This is a genomic window from Seongchinamella sediminis, assembly GCF_003457605.1.
GTDB lineage: Bacteria > Pseudomonadota > Gammaproteobacteria > Pseudomonadales > Halieaceae > Halioglobus > Halioglobus sediminis.
On record NZ_QRAN01000003.1, the window covers coordinates 60,728 to 79,290 of the forward strand.

The following is an 18,563-nucleotide window of genomic DNA, read 5'->3' on the forward strand; positions in this document are numbered from 1 at the left end:
TACCGGAGCGGTCTGGGAGTAAACAGGAGCGGCATTATACGCCTGAACCGTGGCAAGTCAGGCGCGATGGGGCAAGCGCGGCAGGTACTATTTCACAAGGCTGTGGCGGCGCTCGCCCGCCTCAGCGATAGTCAGCGTCTGAATTCGCTGCCAGGTAAATGAACGAGGCCCAGGCCGCCACATTGTGGGCGATATCGGCGGGATCGATTTTGTCCAGGGTGTCGTTGGGCGTGTGGTGCAGGTCAAAATAGTCCCAGCCGTTCTGCTTGAGCCCGACCACCGGCACCCCGGCCTCGCGGAGGTACTTCATGTCCGGGCCACCGCTGGCGTTGTTACCGCCGGGGGCCGCCCCGAGGCTGCGGACGACACTGCCCAGGGCCTGGGCGGCCTCTATCTTGTCCTCGGCGACGTTGGTTTCAAAACGCCAGATGCGCCCCGCGCCAAAATCCGACTCCGAGGCAACTATGTGCTGGTCCAGGTCGTCGGCATGGGCCACGGCATAGGCCTGGGCGCCCACCAGCCCCACTTCCTCTGCGCCGAACAGTACCACCCGCACCGTGCGCCGGGGCCCCTCGGGCTGGGCGTCCATCACCCGCTTGGCGGCGGCCACCACGATGCCCACGCCGGCCCCGTCGTCGACGGCGCCGGTGCCCAGGTCCCAGGAATCCAGGTGGGCCCCGACCAGGACAATTTCATCGGCCGCTTCAGTGCCCGGGATTTCGGCGATGACATTGCCGGACATACCCGCCGGGCGCTGTTGCGGGGTCAATACCAGACGCAGGGTGACGCTCTCCCCCGCGGCGAGGATGCGCTGCAGCTGGTCGGCGTCCGGCGCTGACAGGGCCGCTGCCGGCACCCCGCGGTCGGCGCCGCCCTCGGTCAGGCGGCGCATCTGCCCGGTGTGGGCAAAGCGGTGTTTACTGGTGCCCACGGAACGGATCAGCACGGCTGCCGCACCCTTTTCCTCAGCGATGTAGGCCGCAGCACGGCGCTTGCCGGCGGCCACGCCATAACCGGAGCCGTCCTGGCTGCGGGTCATGACTTCATCGACGAATACTATCTTGCCCTTCAGGTTTTCCGCCGGCGCCGCGCGCAACTGCGCCAGTGAGGCAAAGGAGGCCACTTCCCCTTCGACACCGTCCGGGCCGGTCGCGGTGCTTCCCCCCAGTGCGCTGATCACCAGCGGCTGGGGATAGGGGGCAGTGATTTGCGCCCACTCTACGCCGCGCTCCCACACCGGCAGTTCAAAGGGTTCCACCCGGACCTTGCTGAACCCCAGTGCCCTGAGTTTTTCCACCGCCCATTGCCTGGCCCGCTCCTCGGCCTCGGTGCCGGCGAGGCGGGGGCCGACTTCGGTGGTCAGCGACGCTACCAGCGAGTAGCCCAGGGTGTCCTCCAGCGCGGCACTGGCCAGCGCTGCCGCGCGCTGTTCCAGGCGGGGATTGATTGACTGGGCCAGGACGAAACTGGCACTGAAGAGGAAAGTGAGGGCGAGCGGCAGACGGATGGACAAGGCGGTGATCTCCAGGGGGAAAACCGCGAGTGTACCGGGAAGTCGTGAGCAGCGACATGTACAGTTTGCAGACACTGGGCGTATACTGCCTGCAGACTGACACCGGGACACACCATGAGCGAACTCGCCCCTGCCAAATGGCCCTTCCGCTGGGATCTCCTGTTGCGCTACCGCTACATCGAGACTATCGCCCTGTGGGAAGGCCGCTTAACCACCCGCCATCTCTGCGACACCTTTGGCATCGGCCGCCAGCAGGCGAGCAAGGACATCAACACCTACCTGCGCGAGGTGGGGGTTGGCAACCTGGAGTACGACAAGTATCTCAAGGGCTACAAGCCCAGCGCCGATTTCCAGCCCCGGGTAACCCGGGGACTGGCGGACGAGTACCTGCACCTGATGGCGCGCAACAACGAACTGATGACCATGTTCGAGTCCCTGGCCCTCAATGTCAGCAACGTGGAAGTCCTGAGTCATCCGGTGCGCGATGTCCACCCCGAGGTGCTGCGCCCGATCATGCAGGCGGCCCGGCAGCAGAAGCGCCTCGACTGTGACTACGTGTCCCTCAACCACCCCGACCGGGAAGGCCGGATCATCGTCCCTCACACGCTGGTCTACACCGGCCTGCGCTGGCATGTTCGCGCCTGGTGCGAGAAAAACCGGGAATACCGCGACTTTGTCCTCAGCCGCTTCCGCGACACGCCGGAGATCATGGACGAGTCGGAGCACGGTATCGACGGCGACCGCGAATGGAACACCGAGGCGACCATTGTCATCACCCCGGACCCGAGACTCGCGCCCGAGCAGCAGGAGGTCATCGAGATCGATTACGGTATGAGCGCCGGCGCCCTGCGTATCACGACCCGCGGCAAACTGGTGCCCTATGCCCTGCGCCTGTTGCACATCAACCCGCGGGAATCCCTGGAGGATCCGATGGCCCAGCAAATCGTGGTGGCCAACCGGGACGACCTGGAACCCTGGCTGTTTGGATAAGGATATGACTGACAACAACGAGTACCAAAACGCGTTCAGTGAGCAGGGCTTCCGGGACAAGCTGAAGCGCTATGCCCGCACGGCCGGCCGCGAGGTGGTGGAAAAGGCCCTGCTGCTCTATTACGCGATGCAGGAGGAAAAGGCGCCGGCCTGGGCCAAGGCGACCATTGCCGGAGCCCTCGGATATTTCATTGTGCCGCTGGATGCCATTGCCGACCTGACCCCCGCCGTGGGTTACGCCGATGACCTCGGCGTGCTGGCCCTGGCGATTGCCGCCGTTGCCACCTACATCAACGACGATGTGCGGGCCAAAACCGCCGCCCGGCTCGACCAGTGGTTCGGCCCCCGCAGCGACAACGGGACAGGGGATGACTGAACTTGACATGCTTATGGACCTGCATCGGCGGCAGGCGCGCCAGGGTCCCGGTAGCGACTACCACAGCCTGCTCGCCCTGCAGTTGAGCGGCTTGACGCCCTCCGCCGACCTGCGGGTGGCCGATATCGGCTGCGGCACCGGCGCCAGTACCCTGGCCCTGGCCGGCGCCCTGCCCGCTAGCATCACCGCGGTGGATTTTCTTCCGGGCTTTATCGACGAGTTGCGGCTTCGGGCCGACGCCGCGGGGCTGGATCAGCGCATCCGGCCCGGCATCGCGGATATGAACGCCCTGCCTTTCGCCGATGGAAAGTTCGACCTGCTCTGGTCGGAAGGCGCCATTTACAGTATGGGGTTCAGCAGGGGCCTGGCCAGATGGCGCCGCTTCCTCAGGCCCGGGGGACTGCTGGCGGTCAGTGAAATTACCTGGCTGACGGCGCAGCGGCCAGCGGAGATCGAGGCCTTCTGGACCGCTAACTACCCGGAAATCGATACCGCCGCCGGCAAGTTCCGGGTGCTGGAACAGCAGGGCTACAGCGCGCTGGGCTACTTCACCCTGCCGCCCAGTTGCTGGCTGGAGAACTACTATCACCCCTTGGCGGCGGATTTCGAGCACTTTCTTGATCGCCACGACCACAGTGCCGCGGCCCACGACCTGGTGGCCGAACACCGGCAGGAACAGGCCCTGTACGAAAAGTACAGCGAGCACTACAGTTACGGGTTCTATATCGCCCGCCGGAGCGACTAAAGGCCCCGGTAGGCGCGGTAAGCCGCGGCGTAGTCGATGGCATCCTTGTTGTCGATAAGCGTGCCGGTGGGCAGTTCGCTGGTGCGGGCGCTGATCTCCAGCATGGCCCGACCCAGGTCGATCCCGCGGATCACCAGGTATCCCGGTTTGAGTAGCAACTCGCCGAGAACCATGCCGGCGTTGGCATTTTCTGCAGTCGGCATGATCCAGGCCGAGCGGTGAGCAAAGCTGCGCATACCGGTACCCTTCGACATTTCCGCGATCCTGCGCTCGGCTCTGCCCTTGTCCTTCGCCCACTGGGCGCTTTCATCCTCGCCGGTACCCATCCCGGTAACGTAATGAAAAGCCATCGGCCCCTCCTGACGGGCTGACAGCCACTGCCTGACAAAGGCAAGCGGGAAATCCACGTGGATGTGGCGGTAGAGTTTGGGGTCCATGCCAATGGAGGTGGTGCCCAGGCCCCACAGCACCGTATTAACCTCTGCCAGTTCGTCGGCGATGCCGCTGTAGTCGCTAAAGTCCTGGTGCAGAATAACCTCCACCCGGCCTTCCTTTTGCCCGGCTTCCAGCCGCGCCGACATTCGCCGGGCAGGGGCATAAATCTTTTTCACTTCCGGGTCGGCCATCGCCGCTTTCAGCAGCCCGTCCCCCACCGAGCCGGTGGCGCCGAACACCATCACCACCCGGTTGGCCCCAGGGTCGCGGGCCGCCGCAGGGTCCGGCCTGTGGGAGCCCAGGGTAAGCGTGCCCCAGATATTCAGGCCCAGTAGCAGCACCACAGGTGCTGCGATGAAAGTCAGCAGGAGCTTCTTCAGCATAATCGCTGACGCTCCAGCAGCGCATCGATTTTGCCAGCCAGGGCGAAGTCCTTGTCAGAGAGGCCGCCGGCGTCATGTGTGGTCAGGAAAATTTCCACGGTGTTATACACATTACTCCACTCGGGGTGATGATTCATCGCCTCCGCCACTAATGCTACCTGGCTCATGAATCCAAAGGCTGCAACGAAGTCAGGAAACTCACACTTCGAATAGAGCTTATCGTCCACCAGGCGCCACCGCGGCATCGACAGTAAGTTCTGCCTGGCCTGCTTCGGGTCAATTGTGTTCATTTCGCTTTAATCCGCTATGTTAGCCACGTCGTATTGTAGCGCAGACTTGCCGTGTACCTGAGCGGACAGTGGGGTGAGTTTGGCGCAAGGCCCCGGGTCGAAGCCTTATTGCCATTCTGTTTGAGCAACTACAGCGATTACCCGAAAATTCAAGCACCTGGGAACGAGGCGGCGCAATGAAGTCTCGTAAACGATTTAAAAGAGGCAGATTAATTTGTCCTGCTCTTGATATAGTTAGTGCCCCGACCGATTAACGCAAGGGAAAAGGGCCAGATGCATGACTGACGACACTACCGCTCCGGGCGAGCCTAACTCGGCCGCGGCTCACTCCCTGTTACGCACCGAACGCCACCTGGTCCGCCTGACATTCTGGCAGACTATCCTGTCGGTGGTCGGTATCGTGATTGCCATACTCGCACTCTATGCGGCACTGACAGAATCTGCTGCGGTTCGCCAGCAGACCGCAGCAGCCGTCTGGCCTTTTGTGCAACTGATGGTCGAAGACTACGATACCGGTGATGCAGCAGGGTTCTCTTTAGCATTTACCAATGCCGGTGTTGGTCCGGCAAAGATGCAGGATGTACGCGTTAGTATTGATGGCAAAGTCACGCGAAACTGGTCCGAGGTGGTTGCCAGTGTGGATGGAGACGCGAACGCTGCGGTCAAGCGAAACTTTATTAGCAATCGCGTCCTTCGAGCCGATGAAACCGTGGTCATGTTCAGTACCAACGATGCAGATTTGGCGCGAAAGCTCGTTGCCGCCGTCAGCAAGCCGAGAGGCGTGCTCACTTTTTGCTACTGTTCGATATTCAATGAGTGCTGGCTTGCGGATAGCCGCAAGGAACTGCAGGCAGCGGAATTGGTCGAGGTCTGCCCGGACTTCGGCGACGATACCTATCTCAACTAGCTGCAGAAAACGAAGGTGACGAGCTAAGGGTCAGTGGCAAACACTCCTGATAAAACCCGTGCTCGACTCAGACTGAGAAACAGCGCAGTCGATATTCCGGCAGACGCGAAGATCATGCACATCACCATGATCTGGTAACGGGAGGCCACCAGCGGCGACACGCCCGACAGGATCTGGCCGGTCATCATGCCCGGCAGGGACACCAGGCCCACCGCCAGCAGCGCGTTGATCACCGGGATCATCGCCGCCTGGTAGGCCTTGATGCGGGCCTCCTGCCAGGCCATGCCATGCTTCAATTCACTGTAAATGCGTTCGGCCGCCAGGCTGACCGCCGTCATCGCATTGGCGAAAACCATGCCGGCGAGGGGTATCATGTAACGCGGCAGGTACCAGGGATCGACCTGCAGCACAGCCTGGGTGATCAGCAGCAGCGTCAGCCCACCGCCCAGCAAGATCGCGATAAAAGCGGACAGCAGCAGTTGCCGGCGGTGCTCGGGCGCAGTTCCCAGGGCGATCCAGGCGGAGGCTGCCACCATAATGGCGAGTACGGCGATGATGGCCAGCCCGCTATCGGCGTTGAATATCCACACCAGGACATAGCCAACCGCCAGCAGTTGTATCACCATGCGGGCCAGGGCATAGGCCGCGTTGCCGGTGCCGTAGGACCAGCGAAACAGAATGACCAGGGTGATGGCGACGGGCAGGAAGGCCAGCGCCAGCTGCGCCAGCGACAGGGTGATTACCGGGTTGTCCATGTGTTCTTGCGCCGCGTCGCTGCAGGGAGCGATCATGCTACACCTTCGGCCAGCAACTGCCCACAGGCATCCGCACTAAAGCTATTACTAACTTTAATTATAGAATTTATCTGATTGTTTTTACTGCGCTAAATGTAGATGTGTTTGTCGAAAAACTGGCGTAAAAAGGATCCAATCGTGAGCTGCAAAACCCCTACCTGCTGAGCCGCTAGCGGGTTCCCAGGCTCCAGACCATGCTGGCGGCAAGACCCGCGGCCACCAGCTCCGGCATGTAACTGCCGAATAACAACAGGCCGCTGGCAGTTGCGGTGACCGCGATCAACTGCTCAACCAGCCGCCGGCGCCCTGTCCGGCGCCGCTGCGGTGCATGCCCGGCCAGGTGACGGTTGATTCGATACTCTATCGCGCGGCTCGAAGTCATCAGCGCTCTCCCTCATATGCTGTGAGGGCCATTGTGAACAGGTGTCGCTCGCGGGGCCATCTGTCGCCTTGCGGACCTGGTTGAAAAAGTGACAGGTCGAGGATTTACAACGGGCGGGCGGCGAAGGTATCACAATCGGCGAGACTGCCGCCCTCGAAGCCAACCCGGAACCAGCGTACCCGCTGAGCGGAACTGCCGTGGGTGAAGCTGTCCGGGACCACCTGGCGTCCGGCCTCGCGCTGCAGGCGATCATCGCCGATGGCGCTGGCCGCGGTGAGCGCCTCCTCGAGGTCACCCGGGTCAAGCAGCTTGCGATCGACATTGGCAGCATGCCCCCAGAGCCCGGCAAAGCAGTCGGCCTGCAGTTCCTGGCGCACCGACAGCGCATTGACCTCCGCCTGGCTCCGGCCAGCGCCAGCACGGCGCACCTGCCGGCTGATGCCCAGCAGGGTCTGCACATGGTGCCCCACCTCGTGGGCCACCACATAGGCCTGGGCAAAATCCCCGGGGGCACCGTGCCGCTGGCCCAGGTCGCGAAAGAAGGCCAGGTCAATATAGAGCTGCTGGTCGGCGGGACAGTAAAAGGGCCCCACGGCGGACGAGGCCATGCCGCAGGCGGAGTTGACCCTGCCGCTGAATAGCACCAGGGTGGGCTCACGATAGACTTGGCCCTGCTGCCTGAAGATCGCATGCCAGGTATCCTCGGTATCGGCCAGCACCACCGAGACAAAGCCCGCCAGGCGCTGCTCCTCTGCGCTGAAGCTCGCTGGCTGTGGCTCGCCGCCCCCGGGGGCCCCCAGGAACAGGCCCAGCACATCGACGCCAAGCAGTTTGCCGCCAAAGATCAGTAACACGCCGCCAAGCAGGAGCAGCCGCCCGATGTTGCTGCGCAGGAGCATGGGCAGGAAGCGCAGCAGTGCCGGTGCCGCCCCGGCGGCAGCGTAGGCGGGACTCTGGCCCCTGCGGTCCTCTACGTTGTCGCTTCGCCTGCCTTTTTCCCAGCGCATACACTTCTCTCCATTGGCTCAATTCAATCTAGCAGGGCTGCCAAAACTGGCAACCATGATATTCTGCAAACAAGCTTTGGGTACACAGACAGTCACGGGGACTCACCATGGGCATACTGCTAGGCGGCAATGAGGCCGGCCAGGTATTTCTCGATCCAAAATACGCCAATCGCCACGGGCTGGTCGCCGGGGCCACCGGCACCGGCAAAACCGTCACCCTCCAGTGCCTGGCCGAGGGCTTTTCCGACCTCGGGGTGCCGGTGTTCATGGCCGACGTCAAAGGCGACCTGTCCGGCATGAGCCAGCCGGGCAACGCCCACCCCAAAATTGATGAGCGGGTCCAGGCCGTCGGCATCGACAACTACCGCCCCGAAGCCTACCCGGTCGCCTTCTGGGACCTGTTCGGCAAGAAAGGCGTGCCGGTGCGGTCCACCGTCTCGGAGATGGGGCCGCAGCTGCTGTCCCGCCTGCTGGACCTGAATGAAACCCAGGAGAGCGTTGTTACCCTGGTATTCGAGTTCGCCGACGCCGAGGGTGTGCTGCTGCTGGACCTCGCGGACCTGCGTACCACCCTGGAATACCTGGCCGAGAACAGCGCCAGCCTCGGCACCGGTTACCGGGTGGCCAGGTCCTCGGTCAACGCCATCCTGCGTCGCCTGCTGATGCTGGAGCGCGAGGGCGGCAAGAAGTTCTTCGGTGAACCCGCCCTGGAACTGGAAGACTTCATGCAGACCACCCGCGACGGCCGCGGCCTGATCAACATCCTGGCGGCCGACAAGCTGGTATTGAGCCCCCGGGTCTACTCCACCTTCCTGCTGTGGCTGCTGTCGGAGCTGTTCGAGTCACTGCCCGAGCTGGGCGATCCGGACAAGCCGGTGCTGGTGTTCTTCTTCGACGAGGCCCACCTGCTGTTCAAGGATGCTCCCAAACACCTGCTGGAGAAAATCGAACAGGTGGTCAGACTGATCCGGTCCAAGGGCGTGGGGGTCTACTTCATCAGCCAGAGCCCCGGTGATATACCCGACAGCGTGCTGGCGCAACTGGGCAACCGCATCCAGCATGCGCTGCGGGCCTATACCCCCAAGGAACAGAAAGCAGTGCGCGTCGCTGCCCAGTCATTCCGCGCCAACCCGGCGGTGGACACGGTGACGGCGATAACCGAGCTGGGGGTCGGCGAGGCCCTGGTTTCCACCCTGCAGGACAAGGGTATTCCCAGCCCGGTCGAGCGCATTCTGGTACGACCACCGCAATCGCGCATAGGCAAAGCCACCGCCGCCGAACGCCAGGCCCTGCTCGACCGGGAACCCAACATGCGGCGCTATGGCGAGGGCGTTGACCGGCGCTCGGCCCACGAGGTGCTGTCAGAACGGACCCAGGCCCGCCTCAAGCAACAGGAGGAGGCGGAACTGGCAAAGCGCGCTGCTAAAGAACAGGGCAGCAAACCGCGGACCAGTTCCCGCCAGGGCGTCGGCGAGGCCTTCATGAAAAGCGTGGCCCGCAGCCTGGGTTCCGCCGCCGGTCGCCAGCTGTTTCGCGGCATACTGGGATCGCTGTTGAAGTAGCACAGCGTTGCCGCTCGGGGCTTCCCGGGATTGGAAATTTACCCTCGGCCCGTGTATAGTCCGGACCGCTGACAGCCAGTGACCCTGGCTTTACCCACGGAGACAGCCCGTCACCTGCGCCCTACCCGGGACCCGTGACGCCCTGGCTCCCACAACGACGGTAATGACATGTTTAAAGCTATCCTCGGAGCAGCCTGCGCTGCCCTGATCAGCACACCTGTGCTCGCGGTCAGCCAGAAGGCTGACCCCACCCCCCCGGCGAAGGCCACGCTGCAGACCGAAACCCAGCGCGCCAACGCCCTGTTTGATGATATTTTCGACCGCCAGGTCGCCCGCGACCCGGTGCGCCAGACCTACCTCGGCATCAAGGATGACTACGACCAGTGGAACGACCTGTCCGAGCAGGCCCAGGCCCGCGAGCTGGCCCACGACCAGGCCGATCTCGCCCTGCTGGAAGCCATCGACAGCAACAAGCTCGATGCCAGCACCCTGGTCAGCTACCAGCTGCTGGAGCAGCAGCTGCGCAACGACATCGCCGACTACCAGTGGCGGCACCACAACTACCCGGTCAACCAGATGTTTGGCGAGCACGCCGGCATCCCCGCGTTCCTCATCAACCAGCACAGCATCGCCGATCGGGAGGAAGCCGAGGCCTATATCGCCCGTCTCAACGGGGTTGAGGACCGGCTCGAGCAGGTGATTGAACAGCTCAGGATTCGCGAGAAAAAGGGCATCATCGCCCCCGACTTTGTCTTCCCTCACGTGCTCCGTGACTCCCGCAACATCCTCCAGGGTGCGCCCTTTGACGGCGGTGAGCCCAGCACCCTGATGGCGGATTTCAGCGCCAAGGTCGCCAGGCTGGAGATCAGCGATGCCGACCGGGCCACGCTGTTGCGCGAGGCCGAGCTGGCCATGCTGCACAGTGTGCAGCCGGCTTACCAGAAGCTCATCGCCTGCCTCGAGGACCTGCAGGCCAAAGCCTCTGCCGATGCCGGCGCCTGGAAACTGCCGGCGGGCGACGCTTACTATCGCAACCGTCTGCAGCGTATTACCACCACCGACCTCAGCGCCGAACAGATTCACCAGATCGGCCTCGAGGAAGTGGCGCGCATTCACGACGAGATGCGCAAAATCCAGGCGCAGGTCGGCTTCGAGGGCAGTCTGCAGGACTTCATGGCCTTCATGCGCACTGACGAGCAGTTCTACTACCCCAACACCGACGCGGGACGGCAACAGTACCTGCAGAGAGCAGACGCAGTGCTGGCGGATATGGAGGCGCGGCTGGATGAGTTGTTCCTGGTGCAGCCGAAGGCCGAGCTGGACGTGAAAGCGGTGGAGGAATTCCGCGAAAAGTCGGCCGGCAAGGCATTTTACCAGCAACCGGCCGCCGATGGTTCCCGTCCCGGGCGCTATTACGCCAACCTCTACGACATGAGCATGATGCCCACCTACCAGCTGGAGGCGCTTGCCTACCACGAGGGCCTGCCCGGTCACCACATGCAGATCGCGATCAAGCAGGAACTGGAGGACTTGCCCAAGTTCCGCCGTTTTGGCGGGGTAACCGCCTACAGCGAGGGCTGGGGCCTCTACTCCGAACTACTGCCCAAGGAGATCGGCCTCTACGAAGATCCCTACGCGGACTTCGGCCGGCTGGCGATGGAGCTGTGGCGCGCGGTTCGCCTGGTGGTCGACACCGGCATGCACGCCAAAGGCTGGACCCGGGAAGCGTCCATCGACTTCTATGTCGACAACACGCCCAATGCCCGCATCGACGCGGCGAAGATGGTGGAACGCCACGCGGTCATGCCCGGCCAGGCCACCGCCTACAAGATTGGCATGCTGAAAATCCTGGAAACCCGCAGCAAGGCGCAGCTGGCGCTGGGCAGCGACTTCGACATCCGGGAGTTCCACAACGCCGTCCTCAAGAACGGCGCGGTGCCGATGAACCTGCTGGAAGCGCAGGTGGATGACTACATCGCCCGCAAGCAGGCGCTGGCGCTGGGCGAGTCCAGCGAGGATGACGCCGGCTGATCCGGCTACCGGTTGCGGGCCTGTCAGGCCCGCAACTTCCGTATTCCCTCTACAACGGCGACCACCACCCCGCCCGCCAGCAATCCCAACAACATCCCCACCAGGGTGGGGACCATGCTCGCCATTAGCGGCTGCAGCCCGGCTGCAAATTGCCCCACTGCCTCGTGCAGGAAATGTATGTTGTGCAGCAGGATGCCGCCGCCGACCATGAACATGGCCACAGTACCGATGATGCCCAGCGCCTTCATCAGCCAGGGCGCAAAATCGATCAGCCGCAGGCCCAGCCAGCGCTGGCAGCGAACCCACATCCCCTCGCCCTTTTTCTCGTAGAGGTAGAGTCCGGCATCGTCCAGTTTGACGATCCCGGCGACCAGCCCGTACACACCTACCGTCATAATGATGGCAATACCCGCGAGCACGCCAACCCGGGTGACAAACGCTGACCCGGCCACCACCCCGAGGGTCAGCACGATGATTTCCGCCGACAGGATGAAGTCGGTGCGCACCGCGCCCTTGATCTTCTTTTTCTCCAGCGCCACCAGGTCCACCGCGGGATCTGCCAGCTTGCTCACCAGTTCCTGGTGCTCCCGGGCGTCTTCACTGCGGTGGAGGAAGCGATGGGCAATCTTTTCGAAGCCTTCAAAACAGAGATACAGGCCACCGGCCAGCAGGGCCGGGGTAATAAGCCAGGGGGCAAACAGCGAGGCCAGCAGGGCCAGCGGCACCAGGATGAGCTTGTTGATGAAGGAGCCGCGGGCCACGGCCCACACCACCGGCAGTTCGCGTTCCGCCCGCACCCCGGTGACCTTCTCGGCATTCACCGCCAGGTCATCCCCCAACACGCCGGCGGTCTTCTTCGCGGCGACCTTGGTCATCAGCGAGACATCGTCAAGCACCGTGGCGATGTCATCGATCAATAACAGCAGGCTAGTGCCAGCCATGGCCTTCTCCCCCGGAAACAGTCAGCCGAAGTTTGCCCACTTCCGCGGCAAAACACTAGCAATCCGGGCTCAACCCTTGCCGGGCTGCACCACGGGCTTGCTGCGCCGGCGGCGCGCCGGCACGTTCATCCGCGACTTGGGATAACGTGGTAACTTGCCGGTCTGCAGGTAACGATGGATGGATTCCTGGGAGCGAATACGCGCCGCCTTTTTCTTGCTGGGCACGTAGTCGTTATCCTGGTCCTGGTCCAGCACCCTCGCCTTCACGTTATCGTGCCACTGCTGGTCGAGAATGTCCTGGATGATCCGCTGGGCATCCTGGTCGAAAATGGGCACCAGTACCTCTACCCGGAAATCCAGGTTGCGGGTCATCAGGTCGGCGGAGCCGATCAGGTAGCGGGGGTTGCCCCGGTTATAAAACACATAGGCCCGGGGATGTTCCAGGTAGCGATCGACAATACTGATAGCCTCGATGTTTTCCGACAGGCCCTTGACCCCGGACAGCACCGAGCACATGCCACGCACAATCAGGTTGACCTTGACCCCCGCCTCGCTGGCCTCGTACAGCTTCTTGACCAGGTCCCGGTCGACCAGGTTATTGCACTTGAGTGTCATTTCCGCCCGATAGCCGGCGCGGGCATTGGCGATCTCCGTGTCCATGAGCTGGGTCAGCCCCGGACGGCTGCTGTGCGGCGACACCAGCAGCAGCCGGTACTCGGGGCGGCGATAGGTGTATTGCAGGAAATCGAATACGTTGAACACGTCCTTGCCGACGTTCTGGTCGTAGGTAACCAGGGTAAAATCGGTGTAGACCCGCGCGGTCTTCTCGTTGAAGTTGCCGGTACCGATATGACTGTAAAAGCGTTTGCCGCCCTTTTCCTTGCGCTCGATCAGCACCAGCTTGGAATGCACTTTCAGCCCCGGGATACCGAAGATCACGTTGATGCCGCTCTCGGTCAAGCGCTCCGCCCAGCTGATGTTGGCCGCCTCGTCGAAGCGCGCCGCCAGTTCTACCACGGCCAGCACCCGCTTGCCATTGTCTACCGCATTCACCAGGGCGTCGATCACCCGTGAGTTTTTCGCCACACGATACAGGCAGATCTTGATGTCGGTGACATCGGGATCCAGCGCCGCCGTTTTCAGCAGGTCTATCACATAGTCAAAAGGATGATAGGGATAATAGAGAAAGACATCCTTGTCGCGGACGGCATCGAATATGCTCCCGGGATTGTCCAGCCGCTCCAGGCGAACCGGTGGCAGTGGCTTGAACTCCAGGTACTTGGGCCCGACATTGGGAAAGCCCATGAAGTCCTTGGAATTGTGGTAGCGCCCTCCGGCTATCAGGCTGTCGTACTTGCCGAAACCGAAGCGGGAGCAGAGGTAGCCCAGCAGCCGCTGGGGCATCGTCGCATCGTATACCATGCGCACCGCATCTGCCTTGCGCCGCTGCTTGAGGCTCATGGCCATTTTATCAATCAGGCTTTCGGAAATGCCGGTGTCGATTTCCAGTTCCGCGTCGCGGGAAAACTTGAAGCAATAGGCCTGCGCCTCATCGATCTGCAGCACACCGCGGAACATCTGCTGTAAACAGGCCCTGATGATATTGTCCAGCACGATAAACACCTTGCCGCTCCTGCCCCTGCGCCGCGGGATTTCCACAAAGCGATCCAGCCGGTCGGTCGGTACTTCCACTACTGCGTAGTGATAGCTCTCGCCTGCCCGTATGTCCACCGCCAGGTACAGGGACTCATCATTGAGCGCGGGAATGGGCCTGCCCTCCACCACCAGGATGGGTTCCAGTTCCGGCAACACCCGCTGGGTGAAATACTTCTGCACAAAAGCCATCTGGCCCTCATCCAGTTGCTGCTCATTAATGAGATAGATCTTGCGCGCGGCGAGCTCTTCCATAATCTGGCTGTATATCCGGTCGAACTCCTTCTGCAACTGCACCACGCCCTCGAGAATAGCTGCCAGCAAGTCCTTGAAGTGTTGCCGGTTGGCGCCGCCTGACACCGATATTAAGCGCCGGACTTCCGCCACCCGTACCCGGAAAAACTCATCGGAATTATTGGAAAAAATCCCCAGGTAGCGCAGTCGCTCAATCAGGGGGACCGTCTGGTCTGCCGCCTCCTGCAATACCCGGGCATTGAATGACAGCCAGCTCAGTTCTCGCGGATAAAACAGCTCGTGCTCGCGCAAATCCGCTGCACGGGTCTTGATAGGGTTTGCCATGGTCGTCCCGCTTTGTTTGGAGCCTGGCGAGGCAGGCCCGGAATGTTTGCCAGCGTTGAACAATACTACAGGAATGTGATGAAAGGAGTCGTGAGTGAAGACAAAAAAACCCGGCCAGTGGCCGGGTAAAGCAGGGATTACCTACAGGGGGTTGGGTTCGCGACCGCGCAGTGAGGGGCTGCCAGCCACTGGCATCTAAAAAGAGCCCGGTTGGTCTCCGGTACCGCTGGAGCCGGGCCAAGGTAGGGATTCTGCCCCCCAGGCTTCAGGCAGCTGCCTGTTGGATCTCCGCGTCATAGGCGCTGGCGACGGCATCAAAGCTGTAGTCTTCCATGCCCAGTTCCTGCAGCACGGGCAGGATCTGGTCACCGCTGCGGGACTCTATGCGCTTCTGGATGGCGGCAAGCAGGCCGTAGCGGTTAACCATTTGCCAGGTACCGGTCGCCCTGGTGCGCTTACCTTTGCTGTAGCCCAGTGCTTCCTCGTAGGCGTAAATAGCCCTGGCTGCGGCGAACTCGGCGTCGGTCGCCGTTTCGTGCTGCTCTGCCCGCAGGTCCACGGCACGGCGATAGGCTTGCAGCGCCAGTTCCGGGTGCCCGCGCTTGTTGGCATTGCGAGCGAACACATAACACAGTTCGGGTTCCTTGATTCGTTGTACTAATTCGTGCATTTCATTCTCCCTGTTCAACTTGCGCTGTTGTGCAGTCGCGCTCGGTATGGGAGGCATAGTAGGCTGGTACCAGCAATTTCCACATGGCCCGGTGCGTCAAGCGCATGGCCGTGGGCGTCAGCATGCACTTAATCCTGGTTGTAGCTTCAGGTTTGGGGCATAAGCCACTGATTAAGAGCGCTTTTTCGAGAAGCAATGCGATAATTTAAGGCGCAAAAAAGCCCGCATCACAGGGTGAAGCGGGCTAACAGCCGTATGTTTCGGGGCAGAAACATCGGCCAGGGGACGTGTTAGCACGTGCAGGGAGCAACGTGCTTCTTGAAACATAGACCGCCGTGGCCAAAATGCAAACTTTTCACACAAAACAGCCCCCGGATGCAACCACCGGGGTCGTCGGGAAGGGTGCTGTCTCTAGGGCTTCAGGGCAAGAACGTCGGTTTTCAGGTGCTCCAGGACCCGCTCGGCGGTGTTGCCGAGCAATTTGGCTTTAATTCCCTTGCGCCCCACGGTGCCCATCACCACGATCTGCGCCCGCCGCTTTGCCGCCTCGCTGGCAATGACTTTTTCCACCGGGCCGCGCTTGACCACAAACGCATTCACCGGAAGCTTGAACTGCCGCGCCAGGGCCTTGATGTGGGGCTCCATCTCCGCCTTTGCCTTGCGGACATAGCTGCGGGTGTCAATGAGGTCCAGGTCGTCAAGCAGGGTCGGGATCTCCACCGCACTGATGATGTGAAGCTCTTCATCCATGGCCTCCGCGAGGGCCGCGGCGTGGGCGAGAATAGTCGCATTGAGCTTTTTCTTGGAGGCGATGCGGCTGGACAGGTCCAGCGCCGCCAGCACCGGCTGGGTGCGCCGCCATTTCTTCTCGGCGACAACCAGTATGGGCGTATTGCATTCGCGCAACAGTTGCCAGTCTGTAGACGCCCTGGCCAGGGTCTCGGAGCGATGGCCCGTCTTTACCACCATTTCATAGTCGGTTTTGCGGCAGTGGTCGGCGATCCAGTTGGCCACATCCTTTTGCCACAATACTTTCAGCCTGACCTTCTGGCCATCGCGGGCAAGCTTGTCAATCCGCGCCTGCACCTCTGCCTTGCGATCTTGCAGCAAACGCCGCTTGAGCGCGGTCCGTTCCGGGGCAGGCATCTCCAACTGGCCCAGGGGCACGTAGGTGAAAGCGTACACATCCACCGAATGGCCCAGCCTGGCAGCCAGTTCCAAACCGCGACCGGTGGCAATGGCGCTGTCCTTCTGGTCAGCGATAACCAGGATTTTACCCATTTGGCATCATTCCCTGTGATTTGAAATATTGATTATAGGGACTTGCGGAAGGGAAAAAAGTAGCCGAGGTCAATAAGCGGTAAAAAACCGGTGGGGCAACGACGACATGGCCGTCCGCGTCAGCCAGGCAAGCGCAGGCGCCGGCCTCAGCCATCCGCAGCTGATTCCCGAAAGTCAGCCGGGGCCATGCCGGTCCAGCGCTTGAACGCCCTGGAGAAGGTGCTGGGTTCGGAAAAACCGAGCAGATAGGCGGTTTCTACGACCGAGCGATTAGGGTGACGGAGATACTTGCGCGCCATTTGCAGGCGCGTGTCCTGCAGCAGGTCCATGAAGCTGGTGCCCTCTTCCTTGAGTTTGCGCTGCAGGGTGCGGTTACTGACGTGCAGGGCCTCGGCAATCTGCTGCTGGCTGGGGGGGCCATCCGGCAGGTGCTCGACAATCTTGTCCACTACCTGCCTGGCGATGGAATGCACCAGGAAGCCATCCAGGTAGGCCTGGGTCTGTTCATCGTTGGCCCGGGCCAGCGCCGGGTCGCCGGTGACCAGCGGTTCGAGAATGTCGGACCGGTACCAGGCCATGCGGGTTCGCTGGCAATCGAAGCTGACCCGGGACGCCAGCCTCGACTCCCAGCGCTCGGGGGCTTGCGGCCGGGGCCGCTCCAGTTCCACCGTCACCGGCGCCAGGAAATCCCCCAGAGCCAGCGCACACATGCGCGAGACCATGCCGATGGCGTAATCCCTGCCGGCGAAATGAAAGGCCCCGGTAACGGGGACCGCACCGAGATCGAGCAGCACCAGGTCGCCCTCTTCGACCAGCCGCATGTTGGCAGCGGTATTAACCAGTTTGCTGAACCGGGCCAGGCGCTTGAGCCCATCGTAGACTGTATCACTGGCCAGCCAGGCAAAGCCCAGGCCGCGCAGCGCCTGCGGCTGCACCTGTTCCGCCGCCAGCAGGCCAAAGGCTTCGTCGCCGGTAGCCGCAACACAGTGCGCCATCAGCGCGCTGAACTGGCGCTGGGGCAGGCGCCAGTCGGGATTGGCGATACTGGCGCCGTCTATACCCACCGCTTCCATGGTTTCCAGCGGATCCAGGCCGCGCAGGCGCAGGGCCTGGGCAATTGGTAGCAGGAAGCTACCCAGCACCGAGTGCTCAGTGGAGGGGTTGTCGCTCATACTGACTCCGGGATTACCCCGGCCAATATACCACTGCCCCCGGCCATGTCTGTAGCGGTGCTGGCTACAGCTGGGAAAACTCCTTGTTGAGGTTGTAGCGGCGCGAGGTGACGTAAGACTCCATGTCCTCCACCCGGCGCAGGGCCGCGTCGAGACGCTCCTGCGCCCGTTCCAGGCGCACACTGCCGGACTCGCTGTAGCGAAACACCTTGCGCGGCCGGTAATCGTGGTAGCGCTCGTCGTATTCCATCTCCACCTCGACATCGTCAAATTCCGGCTCATCGTAGTAGCCGCCATCGCTGCTGCGCCGCGTCGGCCGCGGCGCCAGCAGGATCCAGGCGCCGAGGTAAACCCACAGTGCCAGGGTGCCGGTAAACAGGAAACCGCCGATCCAGATCAGGCGCATCACCCAGTGGGCAATGTCCCAGTGATCGGCCAGACCGGCACAGACACCGGCAATCTTGCCCTCGCGGGTATTGCGGTACAGGCCCATGCCCCAGCCGCCGCGCTTGTTGTTGCGAAAGCGCCGGCTTTCACGGCGGTAGGTAGCGCGGTAATCCTGATGCTCCTTGTGGCGTCTTCTACTCATCATTTACTCCTCGTTCCTGCGGCTGCGGCCGGACTGGGCACGCCAGTCAGAGTGGTCTGCATCCAGCAGCGACTCCAGTGCCTCAATACGGTCGGTCAGCTTGTCCACGGTCTCCAGCATCTGCTCTACCGTCTCCCGGTCTTCCTGTGACAGGCTGCGGGAGGAGCGATGCAGGCTGCGGTAGTGCATCGTGATCCACATGGGCGCCACAATCACCATGAACAGAATGGTGGGGACGAACATGAATTTCCAGAATTCCATTA

20 protein-coding genes are annotated in these 18,563 nt (G+C 62.1%); 6 read left to right on the forward strand and 14 right to left on the reverse strand.

Translation table 11 applies throughout. The annotated features are described in order from the left end of the window. Positions 1–121 precede the first annotated feature (121 nt). Positions 122–1,513: a M20/M25/M40 family metallo-hydrolase gene (locus DWB85_RS03390; protein ID WP_239017203.1), complete on the reverse strand. Its 1,392-nt coding sequence runs from the start codon at positions 1,511–1,513 to the stop codon at positions 122–124. 114 nt (positions 1,514–1,627) lie between these two features. Between DWB85_RS03390 and DWB85_RS03395 the strand changes: the two genes are divergently transcribed. The 3 genes from DWB85_RS03395 to DWB85_RS03405 are packed head-to-tail and all read left to right on the forward strand — an operon-like array spanning position 1,628 to position 3,624. After that, entirely contained in the window at positions 1,628–2,503 is an 876-nt protein-coding gene (locus tag DWB85_RS03395) for a helix-turn-helix transcriptional regulator (protein ID WP_117952804.1), read from the forward strand. Positions 2,504–2,507: 4 nt separating this feature from the next. Further along, the gene (locus tag DWB85_RS03400; RefSeq protein ID WP_162845989.1) at positions 2,508–2,879 is read left to right on the forward strand and encodes a YkvA family protein; all 372 of its coding nucleotides are present in this window, start codon (positions 2,508–2,510) and stop codon (positions 2,877–2,879) included. Beyond that, on the forward strand, positions 2,872–3,624 hold the full coding sequence (locus tag DWB85_RS03405) for a class I SAM-dependent methyltransferase (RefSeq protein WP_117952806.1): 753 nt from the start codon (positions 2,872–2,874) through the stop codon (positions 3,622–3,624). Before DWB85_RS03400 ends, DWB85_RS03405 begins: the two co-directional genes overlap by 8 nt. Here DWB85_RS03405 and DWB85_RS03410 read toward each other — a convergent pair. After that, positions 3,621–4,442: a Rossmann-fold NAD(P)-binding domain-containing protein gene (locus DWB85_RS03410; RefSeq protein WP_117952807.1), complete on the reverse strand. Its 822-nt coding sequence runs from the start codon at positions 4,440–4,442 to the stop codon at positions 3,621–3,623. The two genes, DWB85_RS03405 and DWB85_RS03410, sit on opposite strands and share 4 nt — an antisense overlap. Further along, on the reverse strand, positions 4,436–4,732 hold the full coding sequence (locus tag DWB85_RS03415; RefSeq protein ID WP_117952808.1) for a 4a-hydroxytetrahydrobiopterin dehydratase: 297 nt from the start codon (positions 4,730–4,732) through the stop codon (positions 4,436–4,438). The genes DWB85_RS03410 and DWB85_RS03415 overlap by 7 nt, the downstream gene beginning before the upstream one ends. 277 nt (positions 4,733–5,009) lie before the next feature. On the opposite strand from DWB85_RS03415, the gene DWB85_RS03420 reads away from it, so the two are divergent. Next, positions 5,010–5,639, forward strand: coding sequence for a hypothetical protein (locus tag DWB85_RS03420; RefSeq protein ID WP_117952809.1), 630 nt, complete (start codon positions 5,010–5,012; stop codon positions 5,637–5,639). Positions 5,640–5,662: 23 nt separating this feature from the next. On the opposite strand, the gene DWB85_RS03425 is transcribed toward DWB85_RS03420, so the two are convergent. The 3 genes from DWB85_RS03425 to ypfJ all read right to left on the reverse strand — a co-directional run bounded on the left by DWB85_RS03425 (position 5,663) and on the right by ypfJ (position 7,822). Beyond that, positions 5,663–6,430, reverse strand: coding sequence for an ABC transporter permease (locus DWB85_RS03425; protein WP_239017204.1), 768 nt, complete (start codon positions 6,428–6,430; stop codon positions 5,663–5,665). Between the two features lie 172 nt (positions 6,431–6,602). Further along, positions 6,603–6,815, reverse strand: a complete 213-nt coding sequence (locus DWB85_RS03430; protein WP_117952810.1) for a hypothetical protein — start codon at positions 6,813–6,815, stop codon at positions 6,603–6,605. Between the two features lie 104 nt (positions 6,816–6,919). Then, positions 6,920–7,822 (reverse strand): KPN_02809 family neutral zinc metallopeptidase, encoded by a 903-nt coding sequence (gene ypfJ, locus DWB85_RS03435; protein WP_117952811.1) that lies wholly within the window; start codon positions 7,820–7,822, stop codon positions 6,920–6,922. A 107-nt stretch (positions 7,823–7,929) separates the two neighbouring features. On the opposite strand from ypfJ, the gene DWB85_RS03440 reads away from it, so the two are divergent. Further along, complete coding sequence (locus DWB85_RS03440; protein ID WP_117952812.1) at positions 7,930–9,384, forward strand: helicase HerA-like domain-containing protein; 1,455 nt, start codon at positions 7,930–7,932, stop codon at positions 9,382–9,384. Positions 9,385–9,552: 168 nt separating this feature from the next. Continuing rightward, positions 9,553–11,415 carry a DUF885 domain-containing protein gene (locus DWB85_RS03445; protein ID WP_117952813.1) on the forward strand — a complete coding sequence of 621 codons (1,863 nt, stop codon included), beginning with the start codon at positions 9,553–9,555 and terminating at the stop codon, positions 11,413–11,415. A 23-nt stretch (positions 11,416–11,438) separates the two neighbouring features. On the opposite strand, the gene DWB85_RS03450 is transcribed toward DWB85_RS03445, so the two are convergent. From DWB85_RS03450 to pspB, 8 genes are all read right to left on the reverse strand, one after another. Beyond that, positions 11,439–12,356, reverse strand: a complete 918-nt coding sequence (locus DWB85_RS03450; RefSeq protein WP_117952814.1) for a DUF808 domain-containing protein — start codon at positions 12,354–12,356, stop codon at positions 11,439–11,441. Between the two features lie 69 nt (positions 12,357–12,425). Next, on the reverse strand, positions 12,426–14,588 hold the full coding sequence (ppk1, locus tag DWB85_RS03455) for a polyphosphate kinase 1 (protein ID WP_117952815.1): 2,163 nt from the start codon (positions 14,586–14,588) through the stop codon (positions 12,426–12,428). A gap of 265 nt (positions 14,589–14,853) precedes the next feature. Further along, on the reverse strand, positions 14,854–15,258 hold the full coding sequence (locus DWB85_RS03460; protein ID WP_117952816.1) for a hypothetical protein: 405 nt from the start codon (positions 15,256–15,258) through the stop codon (positions 14,854–14,856). Position 15,259: 1 nt separating this feature from the next. Beyond that, a complete protein-coding gene (locus DWB85_RS19825; protein WP_275399556.1) occupies positions 15,260–15,382 on the reverse strand; it encodes a hypothetical protein in 123 nt (40 codons plus the stop codon). A 287-nt stretch (positions 15,383–15,669) separates the two neighbouring features. Continuing rightward, positions 15,670–16,539: a universal stress protein gene (locus DWB85_RS03465; RefSeq protein WP_117952817.1), complete on the reverse strand. Its 870-nt coding sequence runs from the start codon at positions 16,537–16,539 to the stop codon at positions 15,670–15,672. A gap of 146 nt (positions 16,540–16,685) precedes the next feature. Further along, entirely contained in the window at positions 16,686–17,711 is a 1,026-nt protein-coding gene (locus DWB85_RS03470; protein ID WP_117952818.1) for an AraC family transcriptional regulator, read from the reverse strand. A 64-nt stretch (positions 17,712–17,775) separates the two neighbouring features. After that, entirely contained in the window at positions 17,776–18,300 is a 525-nt protein-coding gene (locus DWB85_RS03475) for a PspC domain-containing protein (RefSeq protein WP_162845990.1), read from the reverse strand. A 3-nt stretch (positions 18,301–18,303) separates the two neighbouring features. After that, positions 18,304–18,561, reverse strand: coding sequence for an envelope stress response membrane protein PspB (gene pspB / locus DWB85_RS03480; protein ID WP_117952820.1), 258 nt, complete (start codon positions 18,559–18,561; stop codon positions 18,304–18,306). Between the last annotated feature and the right edge of the window lie 2 nt (positions 18,562–18,563).